A 25290-nucleotide genomic window follows, 5' to 3' on the forward strand; every position below is an offset into this window, starting at 1 on the left:
TAACTTGGTGTGTTATGGTTCAATCAAGCTAAAGGAGCGAAATGCAACCAATTTACCAGGAGGAAATACAATGTACCGAATAAACGCACACATTCCCAAACCGTTAATTTGTATTGTAGCCGGTCTATTGCTGGCATTGGCCCCGTTCTCGGTGTCCGCCGCCACCGACACCACCACCATGGTGCCGGCCAATTTCAGCAAGTTGGCCAAAGAAGCCAAACCAAGCGTGGTCAACATCAGAACCGTCACCACCGTCAAGGGGGGCGGGCGGGTGTTCCGACACTTTTTTGGCGATCAGCACGGAAAGAATCCCTTCGAAGAGTTTTGGGGGCCTAATATGGAAAGTGGCCCGTCGAGGGACTACAAGCAGCGCAGCCTGGGGTCGGGGTTCATCATCGACAAAGAGGGGTACATCGTCACCAACAACCACGTAGTGGAAAACGCCGAACAGATCAAGGTGAAACTGGCCGACGACAAGGAGTACGATGCGACCCTGGTCGGCCGCGACGTCAATACCGACCTGGCTCTGATCAAGATATCGACCCCGAATGCATTGACCCCCATCAGGATGGGCGACTCGGAGAAGGTCGATGTGGGGGACTGGGTTGTGGCTATCGGGAGCCCCTTCGGCCTGGAGCAGACCGTTACAGCCGGTATTGTAAGCGCCAAGGGGCGTACTATCGGGTCCGGCCAGTATGACGATTTCATTCAGACGGACGCCTCCATCAACCCCGGCAACAGCGGCGGACCGCTTATCAACATGACGGGTGAAGTGGTCGGCATTAACACGGCCATCGTCGCCAGCGGCCAGGGCATCGGATTTGCCATTCCAGTCAACCTGGCCAAGGGCATTATTGTCCAGTTGAAAAAGAGCGGTGAAGTGACCCGTGGATGGCTGGGTGTAGGCATTCAGAACCTGACGCCCGAGCTGGCCAAATACTACCAACTCGACGAGGACGGTGGTGTTCTGGTTACCCAGGTGTTCAAGGGGGACCCTGCCGAAAAAGGCGGTATTCGGCCCAATGACATCATTACCGCGGTAGACGGCGAACCCGTTTCTTCGGTGAGGGCGCTGTCCGGGGTGATTGCCAACACGCGCGTCGGCAAGCGCACGGCCGTAACCTTTTTGCGGGACGGCAAGAAAAAGACGGTGTACGTGGAACTGGCCAAACGCGAAGAAGATGTTCGCAAGGTAAAATCCGAACCTGAAAAGGGCGATGATCTCGGGATAGAGCTGATGGAATTGTCGCCTGAATACGTCGGCAAGCTCGGGTTTGAAGAGGGAGAGGAAGGCGTCCTCGTGGGAGGCCTAACGCCGGGCGGAAAGGCCGAGAATGCCGAAATCAAGCGCGGCGACCTGATCAAAGAGGTCAACCACGTCAAGGTGACATCGATCAAGGAGTTCCGCCAGCAGGTCGACAAGGTCGAGTCAGGGGAGTCCCTCAACCTGCTTATCCGACGCCCGCGCAGGGGGTTTGTGGTTATAACGCTGGAAAAATGATGCATTGAAAAGATAAACGTAAATAATTCTGGCCAAGAGGACCGGGTTATACATACTGGAATAAAAAAGGGCACAAGGGAGCGGTTTCCCTTGTGCCCTTTTCACTTTGAAAAAGACAACCGGACCAGGCCATGCTTTACGAGGGGTCTTTCAGCAACGGTTGACAGGTGCAAGAATAACTACCCGTTTTAAAAGAAGGGAATGGGCTTTCCCGTTCGAAAGGCCAGCGCCTGGCAGGTGGCTATCAGCTTCTCTTTTTCTTCGAATACCTTGATATCGTAAGTGGCCGTCTTTTTGGTGCGGTTGATTTCCATGGCCTCGGCGCGCAGGCGGGTCCGCCGATCCGGACTGGCAACGTAGGTGACATTGACGTTTAAGGCCACCGCGATCGTGCCGTGGGTCTGGCTGGCGGTTTCAAAAGCCTCGTCCATCAGCGAATACACGGCGCCCCCATGGGCCCGCTGGTATAGATTGCCCATGCAAGGCGGCTCATAGGTCATCTCAACCACCGACCGGCCCGTGTCGAGTGCAACGAGTTCCATGCCGAACCGCCTGGCCAGCGGTTCCTGCTCTACGGCCCGCATGATGGCATTTTTCAGCCTTTCATCCATCCTCTTTTCCGTTTGTCAACCCATTGAAAAACACCGTGGCCCCCTCTTGCTCATCTCCGGCGGTCGAGCAGGCAGATCACCATGAACGGAAGTTCGATGACAAATTCGAGAACAAAGCCGAATATGGCCGTGAAGAGAATGACAGGCAGCTTGAAGGCCGCGAAGTAAGCCCGCGAGCGGACGATCTTATCCCTGATTTGGCGCACGCTGGTTTTCATAATGGGTTTGTTGCGTTATCTTGTTCATTGCACATAACAACCGATTATTTCCATACACCGCCTGAGATTTTTATGCAACTGCCGCTGGAATTTGTATTCGGCGCTTGAAAGGTCGGGTCACATTTGATATAAATATCGTTATAATTCCAGCGGAAAAATGAGTGAGCATCTTCATATTTTAGGTATCGACATCGGATCCGTCGCCATTGCCGTTGCCGCGGTGACCCCATTGAAAAGGATCGAGAGGACCGCCTATGGGTTTCATCACGGCAATATAAGAGAGACGCTCGCCAGCCTGCTCGCCGATTTCGATCTGTCTCTCGTCCGCTGGGTTGCCGCCACGACTTCCTCGCCGTCCAGCCTAAAAACTACCTGCCGGTACGACAACCGCATCGCGACGATCACTGCGGCCCAGGCGCTGCATAAAAAGGTTGGATCCATTCTGATCGTGGGGGGAGAAAAATTTGGATTGATCCGTTTCGATGAGAACGGCCATTACACGGGATACAAAGCCAACACCTCATGCGCTGCCGGTACCGGCAGTTTTCTGGATCAGCAGGCGGAACGACTGGGCTTGGAGGACGTTGGAGAACTGGGCGCGCTCGCATTTGCCAACACCGGCAGTGTCCCCAAAATCGCTTCGCGCTGCGCGGTATTCGCCAAGACGGATTTGGTGCATGCCCAGCAGGAGGGTTACGGCCTCTCTGAAATCTGCGACGGGCTGTGCTTCGGGCTGGCCAGGAATATTGTGGATACCCTGTTTGTGGGGCAGGAACCCATCGGGCCGGTCATTTTTTCGGGTGGCGTCTCCAGAAACAGGGCGGTGGTAAGGCATGTCAGGCATCTCGTTCAGATGGAGGTGATTCCGGAAGTCACTTACCTCGGTGCGGTGGGGGCGGCCTTCAGCCTTGCCGTTGACGGCTGCCGTTTCACGAAGATCGAGTTGAATTCGGCCATGGATCTTGTGGCCGAGGGCGGGCAAAGCAAAAAATACTATTTCGACCCTCTCGAATTGAAACTATCCGATTACCCCGACTTTGACAGCCTGGAGCGCTACGATTACCACCCGTCGGGATCTTCATTTGCGCAGGACGTGGAAGTGGACGTTTACCGGGATTTTTTACCGTTCGCCGATCAAGGGGACCGCTGCAAAGCCTACCTGGGAATCGACATAGGCTCTACCAGCACGAAGGCCGTGATCTTGAGCCCGTCAAAAAGTGTGCTGGCGGGATTTTACACCAGGACGGGAGGTCGCCCGGTTGTGGCCGTGCAGAATCTGCTGGCCGCCATCGAGGAAGTGGTGATCGGCAAAGGGGTGGACCTGCACATAAGCGGTGCGGGGACAACGGGGTCGGGACGCAAATTTGTGGGCGGGATTGTCGGTGCCGATCTGATCGTCGACGAGATAACGGCCCACGCGCGTGCCGCCGTTGAAATCAACCCCGAAGTGGACACCATTCTCGAAATCGGGGGCCAGGACAGCAAATTCACTACCCTGAAAGACGGCAGCGTCACGTTTTCCATTATGAACAGGGTCTGTGCCGCAGGCACGGGGAGCTTTATCGAAGAGCAGGCCCAGAAACTCGACTGCCCGCTGACATCTTATGCAGAGCGGACGGAAGGACAGAGGTCACCGATCACCAGCGATCGATGCACCGTTTTCATGGAAAGGGACGTCAACTACTATCTTTCCGAGGGCTACACCAAGAACGAGATGCTGGCCTCGGTGCTGCATGCCATCCGGGAAAATTATCTCACCAAAGTCGCCGTGGAAAGCAGCATCGGGCAGACGATTCTGTTCCAGGGTGCCACGGCCAAAAACAGGGCCCTGGTAGCAGCGTTCGAGCAACGTCTCGAAAAACCGATCCACGTGTCTCGCTACTGCCATCTCGCCGGTGCCATGGGCGTGGCCTTGAAGCTTGCGGACAGAAGCTATGAGGGCAGCGAATTCAAAGGCCTCGATCTACACCGCAAGACGATTCCCATCAGATCGGAAGTCTGTGAGCTTTGCACGAACCACTGCAAGATTACCGCCGCCCACATAGATGGACGGACAGCGGCCTACGGTTTTTTATGCGGCCGGGATTACGATACGCGTAAATTCGTGGACAACAACACTTCGGGATTCGATTTGCTGACAGCGAGAAAAAAAGTCCTGAGGCTTCCGGAACAGGCGAAGCCGGATCCCGGGCTGAAGCGGGAAACCGTCACCGTGGGATTGCCGGCCGTGCTGCACATGGCCGACGATATGGCGTTTTGGAAATACTTTTTCGGCCGCTTGGGTATTGACACCATTACCAGTGAAACCTATGCCCACGGGGTCAAGGAAGGCAAGCATATAGCCGGTGCGGAATTTTGCGCCCCCATGGCGGCGATGCACGGGCACGTCAGCTATCTCAGGGAACGTGCGGACCGTGTCTTTCTACCCTTTTATCTGGATCACCACCCTCCCAGGGACGGCAATCGCCGGCAGTACTGCTACTATACCCAGTTCGCGCCGTCCCTGGCCAGCTTTGCCAAGGGGAGCGTTGCGGACCGGACGGACCAATGGCTGCTGACACCTCTGATTCGATACCTTTACAACCGTTTTCATGCGCGTGTCCAGCTGTACAGGATGCTGAAGTCCTTTGCCAGAGAGAGAATCGGATTTGCCAGAGTCTCTGCAGCCTATGAAGAAGCCCTCCAGTTTAAAAAACAGGCACAAGAGGCGCTGCGGCGGCTTTACAGGGATGAGACCCGGGAAAAGGGCCGGCTGCACGTCGTGCTCCTGGGAAGGCCCTACACCGTACTGCAAAAATGCATGAACAAGGGGATCCCGAACATTCTGGCTTCGATGGGTATCAAAACTTTCTATCAGGACATGCTAACGGTGACGGAGGAAACCAAAACCCTCATCGCGCCGCTTTTAAAAGAACTGCACTGGCATTACGCCGTTGAGGTGGTGAAAGCCGCCGCCTGCGTGGCCGCATCACCGGACGCCTACCCGGTTCTAGTGACCTCTTTCAAATGCACGCCGGACGCCTTTGTCGTCGAGTATTTCAAGCAGATCATGGAACGCGCGGAAAAACCATACCTCGTTCTTCAATTGGATGAACACGATTCGAATGTCGGTTACGAGACGCGCATCGAAGCGGCCATACGTTCTTTTAGAAACCACCATGCCGGAGGACGCAAAACGCCGGGTGCGGCAGTTTTTAACGCGCGTGTACGGACCAAAAGATCCCTGGACGGCAAGACGCTGATTATGCCCAATTGGGGCGATATTTCCCAGAGACTCGTGGTGGCAAACCTGAGGCGTGAGGGAATCGACGCACGCCTGCTGGAAGAACACCAGACAAGTATTCAAAGAAGCCTGCGCTACAACACGGGGCAATGCATCCCGCTGAACATTATCGGGCAGGAGTTTATCGATTACGTCGAACGACATGATCTCGACCCTTCGCGTTGCGCGCTCTGGATGATCCGTTCGGCCATTCCATGCAACCTGAAGTTGTTTCCCTTTCACATCGAATATCTGTTCAAAACCTACGGCGGGGGATTCGAGCAGGCCGAGGTTTACCCCGGCACCATGTCGTTTGCAGACATATCAAAAGGACTACCCATCGCCACTTATTTTGCCTATATGTTTGGAGGCATGGTTAAAAAATTGGGATGTGCTGTCCGCCCTTATGAGTTGAATCCGGGGGAAACCGACGCCGTCATCGAAGAGAGTTTGTGCATCCTGGAAGACGCTTTTCTGGGCAACCGGAGGAAGGAATCCGCCGTGATCCAGGTGGTGGACATGTTCCGGAGCATCGCACGGGGCGATCGCGCCGCCGTTGACTGTACCCGTCCCAAGGTCGCAATTTTCGGTGACCTCTATGCGCGTGACAACGAGCTGTTCAATCAAGGGTTGGTCCATCAGATCGAAGGCTTGGGGGGGGAGGTAGTGACGACGCCTTACAGTTCCCTGGTGAAAATGATTGCCAAACCCTACCTGCGTAAATGGTTTGTCGAGGGGAATTACCTGGAGGTACTCTCTTCCAAGGCGGTGATCACGGCGGCCACCCACATGGAAAAAAAGTACTACAAACATTTTCAGAAAGTGCTGCAGGAAACCGAGCCGGCCTACGACGATGATCCCGCACGCATTCTGGCGCAGTACAACATCCGCATCGAGAATACGGGCGAGTCCATGGAAAATATTCTGAAGATTCACTACGTGCTCAAGCAACACCCCGACGTGGCCCTGTTTGTCCAGGCCAGTCCGGCATTCTGCTGCCCATCTCTGGTCACGGAGGCCATGGCCAAGGATATTGAAAGGCAAACAGGGGTGCCGGTTGTTTCCATTACCTATGACGGGACAGGCGGCGAAAAGAACGAGCCCATTATTCCGTACCTCAACTATCTGAAAAAAGCCGCAGCTTCAGCAGAAAAAATGAAAACGTGCAGGCGCGCGGAGGAAAAAAATTCCCTCTCAGCCGGCGCTGCGGTCGATTTCGCCGAAGGGTGAACCGCTTCAGCGGGCGCATGCCCCTTACGCCTGCTCAAGGGGTCGGCAGGTGAATGTCGCGCCATGCAAAAACTCCGGTGCTTGACACAAGCGGATCATAGATATAATGTGATATGACGATGGCCATGAACCGGGCGTAATTCAATGTTCACCTTTAACCAGAAGAAGGAGGTTTTATGACAAAAGCGGAAATGATCGAAAAGATTGCAAAGGATGCAGGGGTCTCAAAGGCGGCGGCGGCCAAGGCATACGATTCATTCCTTGACGGCATCAAGGGGGGGCTCAAGACACGCGGCAGCAAGGTAACGATTGTAGGTTTTGGAACGTTCAAAAAGATTTATCGAAAAACCCGCAAGGGCCGCAATCCTCAGACAGGTGAACAGATCAAAATCAAGGGCAGAAATGCGATAACATTCAAGGCCAGCAAAAATTTAGTTTAGCATTCCCGTAAAAGACAATTAAAGGGCAGGGCGAATCTGTGTTGACATCGGCCCTGCCCTTTTTTATTCCAGTATTTAAGACTTGGTCCTGCGGGTCAGGTTAGAGCCAGAAATTAGGCTTGGCCATAAACACATACGCTGGAATACTGGAGTGTTGACGTATTGGAATATTGGTTTCTATGGCAGTCGTGCTATGGCCTTAAAAAAAAACATCCGCTACAAAATTGATAAAAATGTTGTAATCGTTTATACACTTGCGGCAGGGATGTGAAAACCAGTCGCCGTAAAAGACAGTTACCTAAACCTAGGTTGAGCGTTTCAAATTTTGGAGTCGTCTTTTGAATTTGCCTGAAAAGGACCAGTCATGAAGATCGCGCCGGATGCCATGCAGGTGGACATTGGCGGCGTCCTGCTGAACAATCCGGTGATGACGGCCTCCGGCACATTCGGCTATGCCGGGGAATTCGCTGATCTTGTGGACCTGGACCGTTTGGGCGGCATCATCGTCAAAGGGCTGTCCCTCGAGCCTTCCAGAGGAAACCCGCCGCCGCGCATCGTCGAAACCACCGGTGGAATGCTGAATGCCATTGGCCTGGAGAATGTGGGCGTGCAGGCTTTCATTGCCGAAAAACTGCCGCTTCTCAGGAAGCTGCCGGTGCCGGTATTCGCCAACATCTACGGGACGTCCGTGGAAGCGTATGCGGAACTGGCGCTCCGGTTGGAAAGCGCAGAAGGTGTCGCCGGTGTCGAGATCAATATTTCCTGTCCGAACGTCAAAGCCGGGGGCATCGCCTTCGGTTCCGACAGCCGGTCGGCTCATCGCGTGGTTCGGGCGGTCAGGGATAACACGAAACGCCACGTGATGGTGAAATTGTCGCCCAATGTCACCGACATCGTCGCAATCGCCCGCAGTGTCGAGTCGGCGGGCGCCGATTCGATTTCGTTGATCAACACCATTACGGGGATGGCCGTTGACGCCTGTACGAGACGGCCGGTGCTGGCCAATATCACCGGCGGACTTTCCGGCCCGGCCATCAAACCCGTCGCCCTCAGGATGGTGTGGCAGGTGGCCGGCCAGGTGGGCATCCCGGTCATCGGCGTGGGCGGCATCATGAATGCCCGGGACGCCGTGGAGTTTTTAATTGCCGGAGCCAGCGCCGTGCAGGTGGGCACGGCCAATTTCATCAATCCACGGGCTACCCAGGACATTGTCGAAGGTCTGGAAGATTTCCTGCAGGAAAACGGCATCGGCAGGATTGTGGATCTGATCGGGTCCCTTAGAATCGACTGAAATACAAAGCTGCGTTGAGATCAGGACAGGTATATGTCAACAGCTCTCGATTAGCAGGCGTATTTGCAATAGCGATCCTTATGGAATCATTAAAAATCGAAATAGCGGATTGCCCACGAAAGATTGGGCTCGGAGTAAACCGCAACGTGTCAGCTAACCTATCGTAGGAGAAAGGAAAATCCCATGAAGAAGATGATCTTTGTTGTTGCCTGCACCCTGTTTTTGTTGACTGGATATGCAGTGGCGGAAGAGGGCGACGCTATCCTGGGCCACTGGTATACCGACCCCGAAAAAAAGGACGCCGTCGTGGAGATCTATAAGGACAAAGACGTCTACAGCGGCAAAATCGTGTGGCTTAAAAATCCGAAAAATGACGACGGCACCGTCAAGGTCGACAAGGAAAACCCGGATGAGGCCAGGCGCAGCGATCCCCTCGTGGGCCTGAATCTGGTGAAAGGCTTTACCTACAAGGGGTACAGCAAGTGGGCGGGGGGAACCATCTATGATCCCAACAACGGCAAGACCTACAAGTGCAAAATGAAGCTGAAAGACGACGAACTCAAGGTCAGGGGATACATCGGCGTATCGCTGCTGGGGCGAACCACGATCTGGGTGCGGAAGTGACGCGGATGACCTATCGGTATTATTTTTCGGCAATCGTTGTGCCTTATTTCGGGTTATAGACCCGAAAAAAATAAAACCAAACACGAAAGCACGAAAGCACGAAAATTTTCATGGTCTTTTTCGTGTTTTTGGGCTTTCGTGTTTTCGTGATGGCTGAGCTTTATCTTTTCCGGTTTATCCGGGTTGGGCAGGAGAAAGGAAAACTGCCCGCAGGCGTTGCAGCCAGGCGCGCGATTTTATGAGTAGCAGGAACCTGGCCAGGACGTTGAAGGCCGCTTTCACATCCTCGATCTCTTGTTTCATAGCCGTGGCATCGCTGCAGAAGGTGCAGATGCACATTTCGGGCTTGGCGTTGGATGAAAAAAGACACGGACCCACGCCATTTTCAAGAAACAGGCAGTCTGCCGAATAGATGCTCTCTTTCTCGAGGCAGGCGTGCATGGTTTCCTTCAAATGCCTTTCCACGGTCAGAAGAAATACAAAGTCCTTCACACCGATAAGTTGATCCAAATGAATATTGCGGCAGCACATTCCCCCGCAGTTGAGCATGCAATGCTCTATAGCCGATGCGGCAGCGGCATTCAGCCGTTCCTCTGCATGCCGGATACGGTCACAGACGGCCTTTAGATGGCTGGACTCTCCGGCCGACATGCTTTGTATAATTCTTTTGGCTCTGTGAAAATCGTAATGGAGACTCAAACCTTACCTGTATACAACCCATCATAGTCCAGGGTGCACAAGGGCGTGCCCTCGGAATGCACCCCGGCGTCGACGACTTCTCCGAAAAAGAGGGTGTGGTTGCCGGGAGTGTGGCGCGCCTTTACCTCGAGTTCGAACCAGGCCGGGCAGTCTGTCAGAACGGGAGCTCCGGTTTTTCCATAATGCCAGGGAGTGCCCGAGAATTTTTTACCGGGGTCCGGCCCCTTGAACCGTTGCAGCATCGCCTTTTGCGAGCGGTCCAGTACGTGCAGTGCGAAGAAACCGCTTTTTTCGATCAGTCCGTGGGAATAGCGGTTGGGATGCACGGCCGCCATGATCATGGGCGGGTCGTAAGACACCTGGGCGACCCATGAGGCGATCATGCCGTTGATGATCTCATCTACACGGGCTGTCAGCACATATATGCCGTAGGTCATGCGACCGAACGCCTCGAGCCATCTCTTTTTCATTCTCCAACTCCTTCATGATATTTTTTTGGAACGACAGGATCGATTATTTTTACATCGATGGTGTTCTCCAGGGCTTTTGGCAGAAAAATGGATATTTCGTGGGTCAATTCGGTGAAATACCCTTTTTTTACCACAGTGAGACGGGCTTCCACTATCCCGTCTTCTGGCTTTTTGACGTGACTCACGAGGCGGTGGGAGGCCCCCGGCCAGGCAAACCCCTTGGCTTCCAATACGATTGCGGGCAGGCGGTTGTCGGTGAAGCGGACATCGACTTTTTCCGGGTGAACATCGGTGCTCAGGACAATCTGTCTGACCGACGGCGGCAGAACCAGCTGTAACCGGTGGTCTTCATAAAACGGTTGGTGCAGTAAAAATCCCACCGTCAGCAATATGGCTGCCGCAATCGCTACGGCCGGCAGCCACTTCCCCGCGCGTCCGGCACGACGACGCGGCCGCAGTGCCGCATGGGCGTCGGGCATCGGGATGAACGTGTCCAGCAGCAGGATCACACCGGCAACTACCGTGAATGACCAGAGGACATCGGTCGGGAAATGGGCCCCCTGAACAACACGGGCGAAGCCCAGTGCCGTTCCCATCAGCACGCCGGCGGCCGTTCCGGTGACGGCTAATTTGGGATACTGCCTGCGCAGCACGAGAAGGGAGCAGAAGATGAATCCCATCGAGCAGTGGCCGCAGGGAAAGGATTCGCCCTTTTGGGGGATGCCGGGCTGGTACACATGCCGGTACTCCCAGTTCCCGCCGAACGTATCGACGTGCCTTGGACGCGGCCTTCCCCAGTAGTTTTTGAGCACACCGTTGACAATGAGCCCCGGGCCGATGACGGTTGCCAAAAAAATGACCAGGCAGGCGCGACGGAGCTGACGTTTTCGGGGCTTACCCGCGACGATGAACCATGTTCCCAGGGCGGAGAAGGCCAGCAGCAGTCCGGGAATCTCACCGTATTGGTAAAGCCATTTCCACGGTATCCGGTTTTTCAGGTGCCAGCCGTTGTCGGGAGAGTAAAACACACCGGAGAGCTTCCGGTCGAGGTCCCAGTGGACGGCAACCCAGCTCAGCAGGACGGCGATCAGCACCAGCGCCGCTAAGGCGAGCAGGTTGTTGATGATTCTGTGGCTGTTTGATGAACCCAAGGCTTGACCCTAATCGCGCTCACATTCCCCGCGACCTGTCGCGCGCCAAGCAGCATTCGTCCTGCGGGGCTAAGGGAAAATGCACGCGAATCAAAAGAATGTCCAGTCGGTGAAAATTCCCCGCCGCCCCTCCAGGTCAGGTGGCATCCTTTCCTGTAAGAGGCAGCGGGGGGCTCTAATCCCTGCCAATATAGAATGGTTGCCAGAAAAATGTTCTGAAAATATCGGGGACGGCTTCTATTTCAAGTTTCAATCGGAACATACCTATGGCAATGGGTATAACATATTCAAATGAAGCCACCGTATGGGTTTTGCCCCGGCTTGTCAATGCTCCTTTAGAGCGACTGGGCCGCTGTTACCGGATTTTCCTTGAGGTATTCCAGGCGGTTCAAACCGTTGATATAGGCCTTGGCACTGGCGGTAATGATGTCCGGGTCCGACCCCCTGCCAAGGGCCACGAGTCCGTTTTCCCGCAGGCGTACGGTCACTTCACCCTGGGCGTCCGTTCCCCCGGTCAACGCGCTGATCGAAAAACGCAGCAGCTCGGAAGAGGTGCCGGTGAGTTTGGCGATGGTGTTGAAGGCGGAGTCCACCGGCCCGTTCCCATATCCGGCGCCCCTTACCGAACGGCCGTTGATGGAGAGCTGCACACTTGCCATGGGCATCACCGTGGTGCCGCTGGTAACGTTCATGTACTCCAGGGTGAAGATTTCACGAGTGCGAAGAATTTCTTCGGTCACCAGGGCTTCCAGGTCTTCATCCATGACGTGCTTTTTCTTGTCGGCCAGGTCTTTGAATCTTCTGAAGACCTTGTTCAACTCCTCATCGGAAAGATCGTAGCCGATTTCCTTCAGGTGGGCGTACAGCGCATGGCGTCCGGAGTGTTTGCCCAGCACCAGGCTGTTGCTGCTGAGACCGATGGCTTCCGGCACCATGATTTCGTAGGTCATTGGGTTTTTAAGCATGCCGTCCTGGTGAATGCCCGCTTCATGGGAGAAGGCATTGGCTCCCACGACGGCTTTGTTGGGTTGCACCATGATGCCGGTAATCATGCTCACTAGGCGGCTGGTGGGATAGATCAGCCTGGTATTGATACGGGTGTCCAGGGTAAACCAGTTGGGCCGGGTCCGCGTGGCCATCACGACCTCCTCGAGTGAGGTGTTCCCGGCCCTTTCGCCGATGCCGTTGATGGTCACTTCGGCCTGACGGGCGCCGGCATCGATGGCGGCCAGGGTGTTGGCGGTTGCCAGGCCCAGGTCGTTGTGGCAGTGAACGCTGAGGGTGGCCCGGTCTATGTTGGGCGTGTGTTGTTTCACATATTTCACCAATTCGGCGAACTCGTGTGGGATGGCGTACCCAACGGTGTCCGGCAGGTTTACGACGGTGGCCCCGGCGTCTATGGCCGCTTCGAACACGCGGCATACGAAGTCGCGGTCGCTGCGGGACCCGTCCTCGGCTGAAAATTCAACTTCATCGGTCAGTGTTTTGGCGAAGGACACGGCGTTGACGGCTTCTTGCAACACTTCGTCACGGCTCATCTTGAGCTTGTACTCCATATGGATGTCCGAGGTGGCGATGAAGGTGTGGATTTTGGGTCGGACCGCATGTTTGATGGCGTTCCAGGCCCGTTCGATGTCGCTGACCGAGGTCCGCGACAAGGCGGCGATTTCCGTTTTTTTCAGTTTCCCGGCGATTCTCGAGACAGCCTCGAAATCGCCTTCCGAAGCGGCGGGGAAGCCGGCTTCGATGGTGTCGACACCCAGCTTCTCAAGCTGGGTGGCCAGGCGCAATTTCTCGGCGGTGTTCATGCTGGCTCCCGGCGACTGCTCGCCGTCTCTCAATGTCGTGTCAAAGATTCTTATATATTGGGTCATTGTGTTGGCTCCTGTAGGTGTTGAGATCTCATGGAAAAGGTTCATAGCCGTGCGTTTCAAATGTATTGAACGGCGAGCATCCACCGCAGGGCTGAAGGACAGCAACCTGCGGCGTAGTTCCCTCCATAGGCGCGACGATTGTCAATGCATGTGAACGTCATGGCTTTTTCTCCTGTTCGATCGCGTGTGACAGCTTGTACTGGAAGCTGTCCGCCAGGGCCTGCCAGCTTGCTTCGATGATATCTTCGGAAACACCGATCGTGCTCCAGAGGTCTTCCCGGTCGCGGGATTCGATGAGAACCCTCACTTTGGCGGCCGTACCGACGCGGCCGTCGATGACTCGCACCTTGAAGTCCACCAGACGCATGGTATCCAGGTCTGGATAGAATCGGTCCAATGCTTTTCTGAGCGCGTTGTCGAGGGCGCTCACCGGTCCAAAGCCTTCGGCGGCGGTGATTTCGTTGCGGCCGTCAACAGAGATTTTAATGGTGGCGTGGGCCGTGCAGGGTTGATCCTTGTCTTTTTCAATGGTCACCCGGAACGATTCCAAATCGAACAGAGGTTTGAACTGACGCGTCAGCTTCTGGGTCAGAATTTTAAAAGATCCGTCGGCTACGTCGAATTGATAGCCCTCCTGTTCCAGGTCCTTGACCTTGCTCACAATTTGACGGCTGTCGAATCCGTTGCCCCCCAATTTCATGCCGAGTTCCATAGCCTTGTACTCGATGTTGCTTTTGCCGGACATGTCCGAGACCAGCACCCGGCGGCTGTTGCCGACGATTTCCGGATCCATGTGCTCGTACGCATCGGGATTTTTCATGATGGCGTTGACATGAATGCCGCCTTTATGGGCAAAGGCGCTCTTTCCTACGAAAGGGCGTGAATTCAACGGGACAATGTTGGCTGTTTCGCTTACGGCCCGGGAAACGGTAATCAGTTTCTTGAGGTTTTCAGGCGGCAAACAGGGGAGGTCCATTTTGGAACAGATAACCGGGATGACGGCTGTCAGGTCGGCGTTGCCGCAGCGCTCCCCATATCCATTGATGGTCCCATGAACCATGGAGGCGCCGCAGCGTACGGCCGCCACGGTGTTGGCCAGTGCCATGCCGCAGTCGTTGTGGGTGTGGATGCCGAACCTGATACGTGGTTTTTTCCGAGCCCCCTTGTACATTTCGTCGAGCCGCAGTTTCACGTCCGCGAAAATGGCATCAATTTCAAAGGGGAGGGTGCCGCCGTTGGTATCACACAGGACCACGAATGCTGCACCGCCTTCGAGGGCCGCCGCTAGGGTCTCGACGGCGTATGCCGCGTTCGCCTTGTACCCGTCGAAAAAGTGCTCGGCATCATAAATGACCTCTCTGCCGGCGCTTTTGAGATAGGCGATCGAATCCTGAATCATACACAGATTTTCGGCCGGGGTGTTGTTCATGATCTGCTCGATGTGCAGGTCCCAGGTTTTGCCGAAAATAGTCACCGCAGCTGTTTCGCTGTCCAGCAGAGCTTTGAGATTGGCATCCTCCTCGGGCTTCAGGCCCTGTTTGCGGGTGGCGCCGAACGCGGCCAGACGGGCATGTTGGAATTTCTCTTTTTTTGCCAGCTCAAAAAATTGGGCGTCCCTGGGATTGGAACCGGGCCAGCCGCCTTCGATGTAGTGGACGCCGAGATCGTCGAGCCGGCGGGCGATTTTGAGCTTTTCCTCGGCCGAAAAATTGATGTTCTCTCCCTGGGTGCCGTCCCTGAGCGTCGTGTCATATACCAGGATTGGGTCCATGATGCCTTTCCTTTGCTAACGGTTCTCCCTTATTTGCGGTTTTCCGGGCGCAAGGCCCTTACTGCCGCGCCTGTTTTCCACATTTCCGAATTTTTAATGGTCTCCAGTTCCATCTGGAGCTTTTCCCTGTAGTCGGGCTGGCTGTTTTTTTCCAGTGTCCGGCGGGTCTCCTGACCGGACACCACGCTTTTATAAAGCTCGTCGAACACGGGTAAAACGGCGTCGCGGAATCTGGGGGACCAGTCCAGCGCGCCACGCTGGGCGGTGGTGCTGCAGTTGGCCATCATCCAGTCCATGCCATTCTCCGCCACCAGGCGGATGAGACTCTGGGTCAATTCCTCCACGGTTTCGTTGAAGGCTTCACTGGGGCTGTGGCCGTTTTTTCGCAGCGTGGCGTACTGGGCTTCCATCACGCCGGCCAGGCATCCGATGAGCACGCCGCGTTCTCCGGTGAGATCGCTGTAGACCTCTTTCTCAAAAGAGGTGGGAAACAGATAGCCCGATCCAATGGCGATACCTGCGGCCAGGGCCCTCTCCCTTGCCCGCCCCGTATAGTCCTGGTGAACGGCAAAGCTGGAGTTGATGCCGCTGCCGTCCAGGAAGTTCATGCGCACGCTTCTTCCGGACCCCTTCGGCGCCACGAGGATGACATCGATATTTTCAGGCGGGATGATGTTGGTCTGGTCCGTGTAAACGATGCCGAACCCGTGTGAGAAATAGAGGGCGTCGCCGGCATTCAGGCCGGCCTTGACGGCCGGCCAGGTCTCCACCTGACCGGCGTCGGACAACAGAAACTGAACAAGCGTGCCTCTTCCGGCGGCTTCCTCGATGGGAAACAGCGTCTTGCCCGGTACGAACCCGTCCTCCACGGCGCGTTCCCAGGAACGCCCGCCTTCCCGCTGGCCAACGATCACCTGCAGGCCGTTGTCGCGCATGTTGAGGGCCTGCCCCGGGCCTTGAACGCCATAGCCCAGAATGGCTATGGTTTCGTCCTGCAGCACTTCGCGTGCTTTTTCCAGGGTAAACTCCTGTGAGGTGATGACCTCCTCCTTTGTTCCTCCAAAATCGATAAGTGCCATGAAATACTCCTTTAAAAGTTTGGTTGCATTCAGCTCAACGTAAAAAGGCAATTGCTTCCACGGGATATGCCCGATGGTGCGTAAGGGCGTTGATTTTTTAGTTCGGTTCCCGGAACAGTGCCACTGACCCCGTGCGCGCGATCTTCTTGATGCCCATGGGTTTCAAGAGGTTGATCAGGGCACTGAGCTTGTCGCTGCTGCCGGACACTTCGATAATGTAGTGTTCCAGGCCGATGTCCACTACCTTGCAGCGGAAGATGTCTACAATCCTCAGTATTTCCGCCCGATTTTCCGGTTTGGTCCGGACGCATATCAGGGCCATCTCCCGGTGAACCGCTTCCTTGCCGGAGAGATCGCGCAGCTTGATCACGTTGATCAGCTTTCTCAGCTGTTTTTCTATCTGCTCGATGGCCGGCAGATTGGCTTTGGTCACCAGGGTTATACGCGACACCAGGGGATCGATGGTGGGCGCCACGCAAAGGCTTTCGATGTTGTATCCCCTTCCGCTGAAAAGGCCCACGACCCTCGAAAGGACCCCGGGCTGGTTGTCGACGAGCATGGTCAGTATGTGCTTTTCCTCATTCATTATTCGAACCTCATGCCCTTCCGGCTTGATGAATTTTCTTAGCAGCAATGAGGCGTCATTGCTGCCATGCATTGTTTGAAAATAGCGGCGAAGCCGCGTTCGGTAATGGGCCAAGGGCGGATCGTCCGAACGATCCGCCCTTGGTCCATTATACGAGCAGCATTTCGGAAATGGGCGCGCCGGCCGGGACCATGGGGTAGACGCACTCCTCGGATTCCACCCTGAAGTCCATGATGACCGGGCCTTCGGCTGCAAGACCTCGGGCGAGGACCGCTTCCACCTCTGCCGGTTTTTCGGCTCTCAGACCGATGGCGCCGTAAGCTTCGGCCAGCTTCACGAAATCGGGCGCGCAGTCCATACAGGTGGCGGCATACCGCCGGCCGTAAAAAAGCTCCTGCCATTGCCGCACCATTCCGAGATAACCGTTGTTTAAAACGACGACTTTGACGGGCAGCTTGTACTGGACGGCGGTGGCCATTTCCTGAATGTTCATCTGGATGCTTCCGTCTCCGGCAATGTCGACCACGGTTCTTTCCGGATGCGCTATCTGCGCGCCGATGGCCGCAGGGAGCCCGAACCCCATACAGCCCAGGCCGCCTGACGTAATAAAATTGTTGGGGCGGTCGAAGTGATAGTACTGGGCCGCCCACATCTGATTTTGGCCGACTTCCGTTGTGATGATGGCTCGGCCTTCGGTCAGTTCGAAGAGTGTCTCAACCACGAACTGCGGTTTGATGACATCCTTTTGATCATAGTCCAGGGGATTGCTCTTTTTCCAATCGGCGATCTGGTTTATCCAGTCCGCTTTTTTTTCCGCCTGGGCACGCGTGTCCAGGTCGGACAAAAGTTCGTTCAGCCGGGACAGCGATTTTTTGCAGTCGCCGACGACGGGGATGTTGACGGCGATGTTTTTGCGGATGGACGTGGGGTCGATGTCTATGTGGACAATTTTTGCCTGGGCGGCAAAATCGTCTGTTTTACCGGTGACGCGATCGTCGAAACGTACGCCGACGCCGATTAGGAGATCGCAGAAGCTGACGGACATGTTGGCCCGGTAAGTGCCGTGCATGCCAAGCATGCCCAGCCACAAGGGATCGGTGCCCGGAAAACTGCCCAGCCCCATCAGGGAGCCCGTGACCGGTATGCCGGTGTTGCGGGCCAACGCGGTCAATTCTTCCGAAGCACCGGACAAGATGACGCCTCCGCCGGTGAAGATAACCGGTTTTTCGGCTTTCCGCACCAGGTCGGCCACCTTTTTCAACTGCTTCATGTTGGGGTGATAGGTCGGGTTGTAGGACCTCATGCGCACCCCGGGAACGGATTTATAGGTGGTTTTGGCGCTAACGACGTTTTTGGGGATATCCACCAGGACCGGACCGGGTCTGCCGGTTCTTGCCAGGTAAAAGGCTTCCCGCATGACCCTGGCGAGATCGGCGACATCGTTAACCAGGTAGTTGTGCTTGGTGCACGGTCTGGTGATGCCCACGATGTCCACCTCTTGGAAGGCATCGTTCCCAATCAGTTGGGTGGGTACCTGCCCGGTGATGACGACCAGGGGGATGGAATCGGCATAGGCCGAGGCAATGCCCGTAACCGTGTTGGTGGCACCTGGCCCCGAGGTTACCAGGCAGACGCCGACATTGCCGCTTGCCCTGGCGTAGCCGTCGGCTGCATGCACCGCCCCCTGCTCGTGCCTGACGAGGATGTGCTGAATGTCCGTTTTAACGAGTTCATCGTACATCTCGATGACCGCCCCCCCGGGAAAACCGAAAATAACCTCCACAGCTTCCTCCACCAGGGTCCGCATCAGAATTTGGCCGCCTGTTAATTCCATGATTTCTTCCTTATCCTTATTGAGCATCAAAAAAAAATCCGTTGCCGGCTTTTCAGGGCTGGCAACGGATTTTTTCGTTTTCTCGGTTATTATGTTAAGCCATTAACCACCCTGATCCTCGGCGCGGCCGATAAGGCCGGCGACGAGGCTGATAATGTTGATAAGGATGATGTTAATAAGGCTGTTTTGCATAATTTTTTTTTGATTCCTGTATGTCCGGGCACTATTGACAGGTAATGCCCTGCATGTCAAGTATTTTTTATGCCCCATACGGGGAGGTGGGGAAAACCACCCACCTTCAGGCGAAAACGTCCGATCAACCCAGAGCATGGGGTAGGCTCAGAGACTTAGACATCCTTGCGGTAGCCGCAGTCCTTTTGTCGGCAGACGTAAAAGGTCCCTTCCTTCTTGGTGGTTTTTTCCACCAGAAAGGGGGCGCCGCATACCGGGCATTTTTCATCGACAGGCTTGTCCCAGATGGCGAAGGTGCACTCGGGAAACATGCTGCAGCCGTAGAAAATCTTGCCTCTCTTGGATTGCTTTTCCACCAGGCGGCCCTGGCAGTCCGGCTCCGGACAGTCCACGCCGGTTTCCTTCCCGGGGGCAATGGCATTTACCGAGTAGGTATTCTTGCATTCCGGAAATCCACTGCAGGCCAGGAATTTACCGTAACGGCCCTGCTTGATGACCATGGGACGGCCGCATTTTTCACAAATTTTATCGGAGGCCTCATCTTCAGCGACTTCGATTGGCTGAATTCTGCCCTTTTCATCCCTCAAGTAGTCCCGGGAATACCGGCACTCCGGGTACCCGCTGCAGGCCAGAAAGTGACCGTTCCTACCGACTTTCAGGTTGAGCTCCTTGCCGCATTCAGGGCAATTCTGTCCGGTGGGCAGTCCGACGCCTTTGAGGCTGGGCATGGCTTCCTTGGCTTTTTCCAGGTCGTTCCGAAACTTGTCGTAGTACTGCTGCAGGATTTCCTGGGCGTTCATCTCGGCCGATTCTATCTGGTCCAGGTTGTCTTCCATACTGGCGGTGAAGTCGACATTGAACAGGTCCGCGAAACTGTCCACCAGAAGATCGTTGACCAGAAAGCCCAGCTCACTGGGCTGGAAATAGCGTTTGATCAGGTCCACATATCCTTTCTGGCGGATGGTTGCCAGAATTGCCGTGTAGGTGCTGGGGCGGCCGATGCCGTTTTCCTCCAGTTCCTTCACCAGCGAGGCCTCGGAGAAGCGGGGCGGCGGCTTGGTGAAGTGTTGTTTGGGATCCAGTTTGTCGAGGGTCAGCCGGTCGCCCTCGGATATTGCGGGCAGCTGCACTTTTTGCTGCTGGCTGTCTTTTTCCATTTGGTCGGTTGTGGAAAGATAGAGCGTCATGAATCCCGGGAATTTGATGGTGGAGCCGGTTGTGGAAAAGCGATAATCACCGGCGGCGACCAACAGGGTGCTCTGGTCGATGAGGGCCGGCTGCATCTGGGAGGCAACAAAGCGGTTCCATATGAGCCGGTACAGGCTAAACTGATCTTTCGTCAAAAAGGGAGCAACCTTTTCAGGGGTAAGCGCCACAGAAGTGGGCCGGATGGCTTCGTGAGCGTCCTGCGCTTTTTTACGGTTTTTAAAAAAACGGGGTTTGCCCGGGCAATATTCCGGGCCAAAACGTTCTCTGATCAGCTGCAGCGCTTCCCGGGCGGCTTCATCGGCGATGCGCGTCGAATCCGTACGCATGTAGGTGATCAACCCCACGGGTTCCCCTGCATTCAAATCGATGCCCTCGTAAAGCTGTTGCGCCAGCATCATGGTTTTTTTTGCGGAAAAGCGCAGCCTTTGGATCGATTCCTGCTGCAGTTTACTGGTAATGAAGGGCGGCTGCGGATTTCTTTTCTGGGTGCGCTTGACGATCTTTTCAACAACATAATCCGCTTGATCTAAATCCCGGATGATTTCCCGGGCTTCCTCCTGGTTGGAGATGCTGATTTGTTTGCCCTTTTTCTTAATCAGTTTGGCATCGAAGGCAGGCGGGGCGTCACCTTGCAGATGGGCGGTGATGGACCAGTATTCCCGGGGTTCGAAAGCCTGAATGGCCCGTTCCCGTTCACAGATAATCCTGAGGGCTACCGACTGCACCCGTCCGGCACTCAAGCCCCCCTTGACCTTGCGCCACAATAGGGGAGATATCTGATAGCCAACCAGACGGTCCAGGATCCGCCTGGTTTTCTGGGCCTCATATTTGTTTTGATTCAGTTCTTCGGGATGTTTAATGGCTTCGAGAATAGCTTTTTTAGTCAGTTCGTGGAACAGCACACGGTGAAATCTGCGGCCCTTTTTTTCCAGCACCTCCGCCGCATGCCAGGCGATCGCTTCACCCTCGCGATCGGGGTCCGGGGCCAGAAAGATGTCCTGGCTGTCCCCGGCGGCTTTTTTCAGGGAAGTGATCACCTTTTTTTTACCCGGAGCAACTTTGTACTGGGGCTCGAATCCGCCCTCGATATCGATGCCTAACGATTTTACCGGCAGATCCTTGATGTGGCCGACGGTGGCCGCCACATTGTAATCCTTGCCCAGATATTTTTTTATGGTACGGACCTTTGTGGGCGACTCTACGATAACCAGGGGTTTTGAACTCACGATCTATCCCTCAAAAGGTAAAGGTTCCTGTTCCGAAGGGTCATGCAATGAACACGCCCCTCGGCGATGATGTCGGTAACGACGGGTTCGGTGGAATGTCGTTTCTACCTGTTTCCAGACAACAATTTCAATGAAAATTTTTACGGTTTCAGGGAGAACAGGTTTCCCGGGCTGCGCTGGACAACGCCTTTCAACTCCAAACTCAATAAAATTCCGGTCAGTTTTCCCACTGCCACCCCTGTTTTGGCTGCCAGAACGTCGATGTGCACGGGATAGCTGTCAAGCACATCGAAAACTGTCCGTTCGTCTGCGGACAGGAAAGGAGCCTCGGGTGTCTGCTCGTCCCCGGTGGCTTTTATGTCTGTTTTCAAATCGTTAAAAAGATGCGTAAATTCTTCGGTAACATCCCTGGCCTGTTCCACCAGCTTGGCGCCCTGTTTTATCAGGGTGTGCGTGCCGGTGCTTTTAAACGAACTGACGCTTCCCGGCACCGCGAACACCTCCCGGTTCTGTTCCGCGGCGAGGCGTGCCGTTATGAGCGAACCACTGCGCAGCGTAGCCTCCACGACAACCGTTCCCAGGGACATACCGCTGATGACACGATTACGCATGGGGAAGTGGTGCCCCTCCGGATCGGCGCGCAGGGGAAATTCTGAGATCACTGCACCATGCCCGGCGATATCATGAAAGAGGCCGCGGTTTTCGGGAGGGTAGATTTTTTCCAGTCCGCTTCCCAGCACCGCCACCGTGATCCCCTTTCCGGCAAGGGCGCCACGGTGGGCTGCGGTGTCTATCCCCAAGGCCATGCCGCTGACGATGGTCATTCCCTGGGCGGCGAGGTCACGGCTCAGACGCAGGGTGGTTTGGAGGCCGTAGTCGGTGGCATTTCTGGATCCCACCATGGATATACAGTCACCGGCCCGGCCCAGATCGCCGCAGACATACAGGAAGGGCGGAGGGTCGGGAATTTCACGCAAAAGAGCGGGGTAATCCGGGTCACGGAGCGTGACGATCCGATACCCTTTTCTGGATGCGAGGTCCAGTTCGTCATGGACCCAATCAGGTGTACGGTGCCTGTGGATGCTGCGAGCCAGCCGTTGCGACATACCATCGATCCGGCAAAGATCCTCTTCCTCGGCCTGCATCGCCCTTGTTGGTGTTTCGAACCGATCCAGCAGACGTTTGAAAAGCAGGTTACCGATACCGGGGACGCTTCTTAAGACCAGCCATGGCAGAATGTTTTCCATCGGCCCGGCCTTTTGCCTTATTTTTTTCGGTTTTGCCACGCCATCAGGATGGGACTGGCCACGAAAATGGACGAATAGGTTCCCACCACCACGCCGACGGTCATGGCAAAAGCGAAATCGTGGATGATGCCGCCTCCCAGTACGAGCAGGGTGATCAGCACGATCAGCGTGGTCCCGGACGTCAGAATCGTACGTGAAAGGGTCTCGTTGATGCTGGCGTTGAGGATGAAACCCAGCCGTTGCTTGTGGTGTTTCCTCAGGTTTTCCCTGATGCGGTCGAATACGATGATGGTGTCGTTGAGCGAATAACCGATAATCGTGAGCAGCGCCGCTACAATCGGCAGCGTGAACTCCTTGCCGAACAGTGAAAAAAGACCGACCGTTATGAGCACGTCATGAATGAGGGCCACGATGGCGCCCATGGCATACTTGAGTTCCAGGAACCAGAAAAGGATCAGGGTGACGAAAAGGGCGGCCGTCATCAGAAACGGGATGCTGACTTCGAAAATGGTGAGGACGTAGACGGCGAGCATCAGGGCTCCGGCGGTTATACCGCTCAGCATCCACTTGAGTTCGAAACGCCCTGAGATGTAAATGGTGATGAAAAGAAGGGCGAAAAACATGGCCAGAAGCGCTTTTTCTCTCAGGTCCCGCCCCACCTGCGGGCCGACCATCTCGACTCTTCGTATTTGCGCCTTTTTCCCCGTGCTCTGTTGCATGGCGGCCTCGATTTTGAGCGCCAGGTTGTCGGCCACCGTTATGGAACTGTCGGTTCGGATGAGGTATTCGTTTTCATGGGCGGCACCAAACCCCTGCACGGCCGAGGTGCCTATGTCGACGGTGGCCAGCGCCGATTTGATGTCCGCAATGGACACCTGATCGTCGAATTTTACCTGGATGATGGTACCGCCCGCGAAGTCGATCCCTAATTTGAGGCCGCCGTGATAGACCAGGGAGACGATGGTGATCAAGATCATGGTCAGCGAAAAGGCGAAGGCGATCTTTCGCCGTCCGACAAAGTTGATATTGATACCCGGTTTAATGAACTGCATCTATTTTTCCTTCTCTGTTGTGCCCGGTTGGGCATGTGTTTCATCAGATACTGATCGTTTTGACCTTTCGGTTGATGAGAAAGTAGTCGAAGATGACCCGCGTCAGAATTAGCGCCGTGAACAGGCTTGCCACGACTCCCAGGCTGAGGGTTACCGCAAACCCCCTGACCGCGCCGGTACCGAATTGAAACAGCACCAACGCGGCGATGAGCGTAGTGACATTGGCATCGAGAATGGTGAGCGTGGCCCGGCTGTATCCGGCGTCGACGGCTGCACGGGGCGTTTTTCCCAGGTTCATTTCCTCTCGAATGCGTTCGAATATCAGCACGTTGGCATCCACGGCCATACCGATGGTCAAAATGATGCCGGCAATGCCGGGAAGGGTCAGCGTCGCCTGAAACCCGGCCAGCCCGCCCGCGATGATCAGGATGTTCAAGATAAGGGCGATGTCGGCGATGACACCCGATCCCTTGTAGTAGACACCCATGAACAGTACGACCAGAATACCGCCGATGCACATGGAAAGAAGCCCCTTGCGGATGGAGTCGGCACCCAGGGACGGGCCGACGGTGCGCTCTTCGATGATGTTTACGGGAGCGGGGAGGGCGCCCGCCCTCAGGACGATGGCCAGATCGTGGGCCTCTTCGGTAGTGAAATTGCCGGTGATGCGGGCCTGGCCTCCGGTGATTTTTTCCTGAATCACCGGTGCCGAGTACACCTTGTTGTCGAGGACGATGGCCAGGCGCTTCTTTACATTCTGCCCCGTAATCTGGGCAAAGATTCGGCCGCCCTTTTTATCGAACTCGATGGAGACATAAGGCTCGTTGTACCGCGAATCGATCTGGACCTTGGCGTCCGTCAGATAGGCACCGGTGAGCAACGCCCGTTTTTTTACGAGATAGGGCGTTTTGACGGTCCTGTTGGTCGACGGGTCCACCCTGCTTTGGTACAGCAGCTCCGTTCCCGGCGGGACGTTGCCCTTGAGGGCCGCACTGATATCGGCCGTCTCGTCGAGAAGTTTGAACTCCAATAGGGCTGTTTTGCCGATCAATTCCTTGGCACGCTCGGTGTCTTTGATGCCGGGCAGTTGGATGAGGATCCGCTTTTCCCCCTGGTTTCTGATGTCGGGTTCACTCACGCCAAACTGATCGATACGATTGCGGATGGTCTCGAGGGCCTGTTCGGCCGCCAGCTTCTTGATGTGCGCGGCTTCGTCGACTGGCAGGTCCAGCTGGATGGTCTGAACGCCGTCCACTTCATCGGTGGATGCCAGGCGCAATTCCTTGAATTCGGCGTCCAGCAGTTTATTGAATTCTGCGATGTTCTCCTCGCCCTGTATCCGGACGGCGATTCGATGCTTGGCGGTGAGGTCGACGCCGATGACGCGCACCCTTTTACTCCTGAGCTCCGTTCTCAGTTCATGGGCGATGCGCTCGATGGTGTTTGCAACCGCTTTGTCCGTGTCGACTTCGAGAATGAGGTGCATGCCACCCTGCAGGTCGAGCCCGAGGTTGATCTTTTTATGGGGCCATGTCCCCGGCCGAATGGTCGGCAGGATATAGACAACCGCCGCAATGGTCACCACCAGAACCGAAATAGATTTCCATGACAAGCTCTTCAATGATCTGTTCCTTTCTTACTCCTGAGGTACGGAATCGCGGATGAACCCCAGCGGGAGTCATTGCCCCCGGCTCAACCTCATGCCGCTTATTAGGATGATCCC

19 protein-coding genes are annotated in these 25290 nt (G+C 55.4%); 5 read left to right on the forward strand and 14 right to left on the reverse strand.

The window, feature by feature from the left end; genetic code table 11:
- Positions 1–70: 70 nt before the first annotated feature.
- Entirely contained in the window at positions 71–1501 is a 1431-nt protein-coding gene (locus LJE94_11205; GenBank protein MCG6910675.1) for a Do family serine endopeptidase, read from the forward strand.
- Positions 1502–1689: 188 nt separating this feature from the next.
- Here LJE94_11205 and LJE94_11210 read toward each other — a convergent pair whose 3' ends face one another.
- Together LJE94_11210 and LJE94_11215 are read right to left on the reverse strand one after the other, a co-directional pair.
- A complete protein-coding gene (locus tag LJE94_11210; GenBank protein ID MCG6910676.1) occupies positions 1690–2112 on the reverse strand; it encodes a PaaI family thioesterase in 423 nt (140 codons plus the stop codon).
- Between the two features lie 50 nt (positions 2113–2162).
- Entirely contained in the window at positions 2163–2330 is a 168-nt protein-coding gene (locus tag LJE94_11215; GenBank protein ID MCG6910677.1) for a hypothetical protein, read from the reverse strand.
- 157 nt (positions 2331–2487) lie between these two features.
- On the opposite strand from LJE94_11215, the gene LJE94_11220 reads away from it, so the two are divergent.
- The 4 genes from LJE94_11220 (at position 2488) to LJE94_11235 (ending at position 9177) form a co-directional block, all read left to right on the forward strand.
- A complete protein-coding gene (locus LJE94_11220) occupies positions 2488–6822 on the forward strand; it encodes an acyl-CoA dehydratase activase (GenBank protein ID MCG6910678.1) in 4335 nt (1444 codons plus the stop codon).
- A 176-nt stretch (positions 6823–6998) separates the two neighbouring features.
- Positions 6999–7262: an HU family DNA-binding protein gene (locus tag LJE94_11225; protein ID MCG6910679.1), complete on the forward strand. Its 264-nt coding sequence runs from the start codon at positions 6999–7001 to the stop codon at positions 7260–7262.
- A gap of 364 nt (positions 7263–7626) precedes the next feature.
- Positions 7627–8553, forward strand: coding sequence for a dihydroorotate dehydrogenase (locus LJE94_11230; protein ID MCG6910680.1), 927 nt, complete (start codon positions 7627–7629; stop codon positions 8551–8553).
- A gap of 183 nt (positions 8554–8736) precedes the next feature.
- Positions 8737–9177 carry a DUF2147 domain-containing protein gene (locus LJE94_11235; GenBank protein ID MCG6910681.1) on the forward strand — a complete coding sequence of 147 codons (441 nt, stop codon included), beginning with the start codon at positions 8737–8739 and terminating at the stop codon, positions 9175–9177.
- A gap of 174 nt (positions 9178–9351) precedes the next feature.
- On the opposite strand, the gene LJE94_11240 is transcribed toward LJE94_11235, so the two are convergent.
- From LJE94_11240 to secD, 12 genes are all read right to left on the reverse strand, one after another.
- Positions 9352–9828 (reverse strand): hypothetical protein, encoded by a 477-nt coding sequence (locus LJE94_11240; protein ID MCG6910682.1) that lies wholly within the window; start codon positions 9826–9828, stop codon positions 9352–9354.
- Between the two features lie 44 nt (positions 9829–9872).
- Positions 9873–10346 (reverse strand): flavin reductase family protein, encoded by a 474-nt coding sequence (locus LJE94_11245; GenBank protein ID MCG6910683.1) that lies wholly within the window; start codon positions 10344–10346, stop codon positions 9873–9875.
- Positions 10343–11497 carry a phosphatase PAP2 family protein gene (locus tag LJE94_11250; GenBank protein ID MCG6910684.1) on the reverse strand — a complete coding sequence of 385 codons (1155 nt, stop codon included), beginning with the start codon at positions 11495–11497 and terminating at the stop codon, positions 10343–10345. Before LJE94_11250 ends, LJE94_11245 begins: the two co-directional genes overlap by 4 nt.
- Positions 11498–11832: 335 nt before the next feature.
- The gene (locus tag LJE94_11255; protein MCG6910685.1) at positions 11833–13371 is read right to left on the reverse strand and encodes a 2-isopropylmalate synthase; all 1539 of its coding nucleotides are present in this window, start codon (positions 13369–13371) and stop codon (positions 11833–11835) included.
- 157 nt (positions 13372–13528) lie between these two features.
- Complete coding sequence (gene cimA, locus LJE94_11260) at positions 13529–15142, reverse strand: citramalate synthase (GenBank protein MCG6910686.1); 1614 nt, start codon at positions 15140–15142, stop codon at positions 13529–13531.
- A gap of 29 nt (positions 15143–15171) precedes the next feature.
- Positions 15172–16221 (reverse strand): ketol-acid reductoisomerase, encoded by a 1050-nt coding sequence (gene ilvC / locus LJE94_11265; protein MCG6910687.1) that lies wholly within the window; start codon positions 16219–16221, stop codon positions 15172–15174.
- 97 nt (positions 16222–16318) lie between these two features.
- Entirely contained in the window at positions 16319–16807 is a 489-nt protein-coding gene (ilvN, locus tag LJE94_11270) for an acetolactate synthase small subunit (protein ID MCG6910688.1), read from the reverse strand.
- Between the two features lie 148 nt (positions 16808–16955).
- Positions 16956–18641, reverse strand: coding sequence for a biosynthetic-type acetolactate synthase large subunit (gene ilvB / locus LJE94_11275; GenBank protein ID MCG6910689.1), 1686 nt, complete (start codon positions 18639–18641; stop codon positions 16956–16958).
- Between the two features lie 347 nt (positions 18642–18988).
- A complete protein-coding gene (gene topA / locus LJE94_11280) occupies positions 18989–21268 on the reverse strand; it encodes a type I DNA topoisomerase (protein MCG6910690.1) in 2280 nt (759 codons plus the stop codon).
- Between the two features lie 140 nt (positions 21269–21408).
- Positions 21409–22515 carry a DNA-processing protein DprA gene (gene dprA, locus LJE94_11285; GenBank protein ID MCG6910691.1) on the reverse strand — a complete coding sequence of 369 codons (1107 nt, stop codon included), beginning with the start codon at positions 22513–22515 and terminating at the stop codon, positions 21409–21411.
- A gap of 17 nt (positions 22516–22532) precedes the next feature.
- Complete coding sequence (secF, locus tag LJE94_11290; protein MCG6910692.1) at positions 22533–23567, reverse strand: protein translocase subunit SecF; 1035 nt, start codon at positions 23565–23567, stop codon at positions 22533–22535.
- A gap of 43 nt (positions 23568–23610) precedes the next feature.
- Positions 23611–25188, reverse strand: a complete 1578-nt coding sequence (secD, locus tag LJE94_11295) for a protein translocase subunit SecD (protein ID MCG6910693.1) — start codon at positions 25186–25188, stop codon at positions 23611–23613.
- Between the last annotated feature and the right edge of the window lie 102 nt (positions 25189–25290).

It is taken from the genome of Deltaproteobacteria bacterium (assembly GCA_022340465.1).
Classification (GTDB): Bacteria; Desulfobacterota; Desulfobacteria; order Desulfobacterales; family B30-G6; genus JAJDNW01.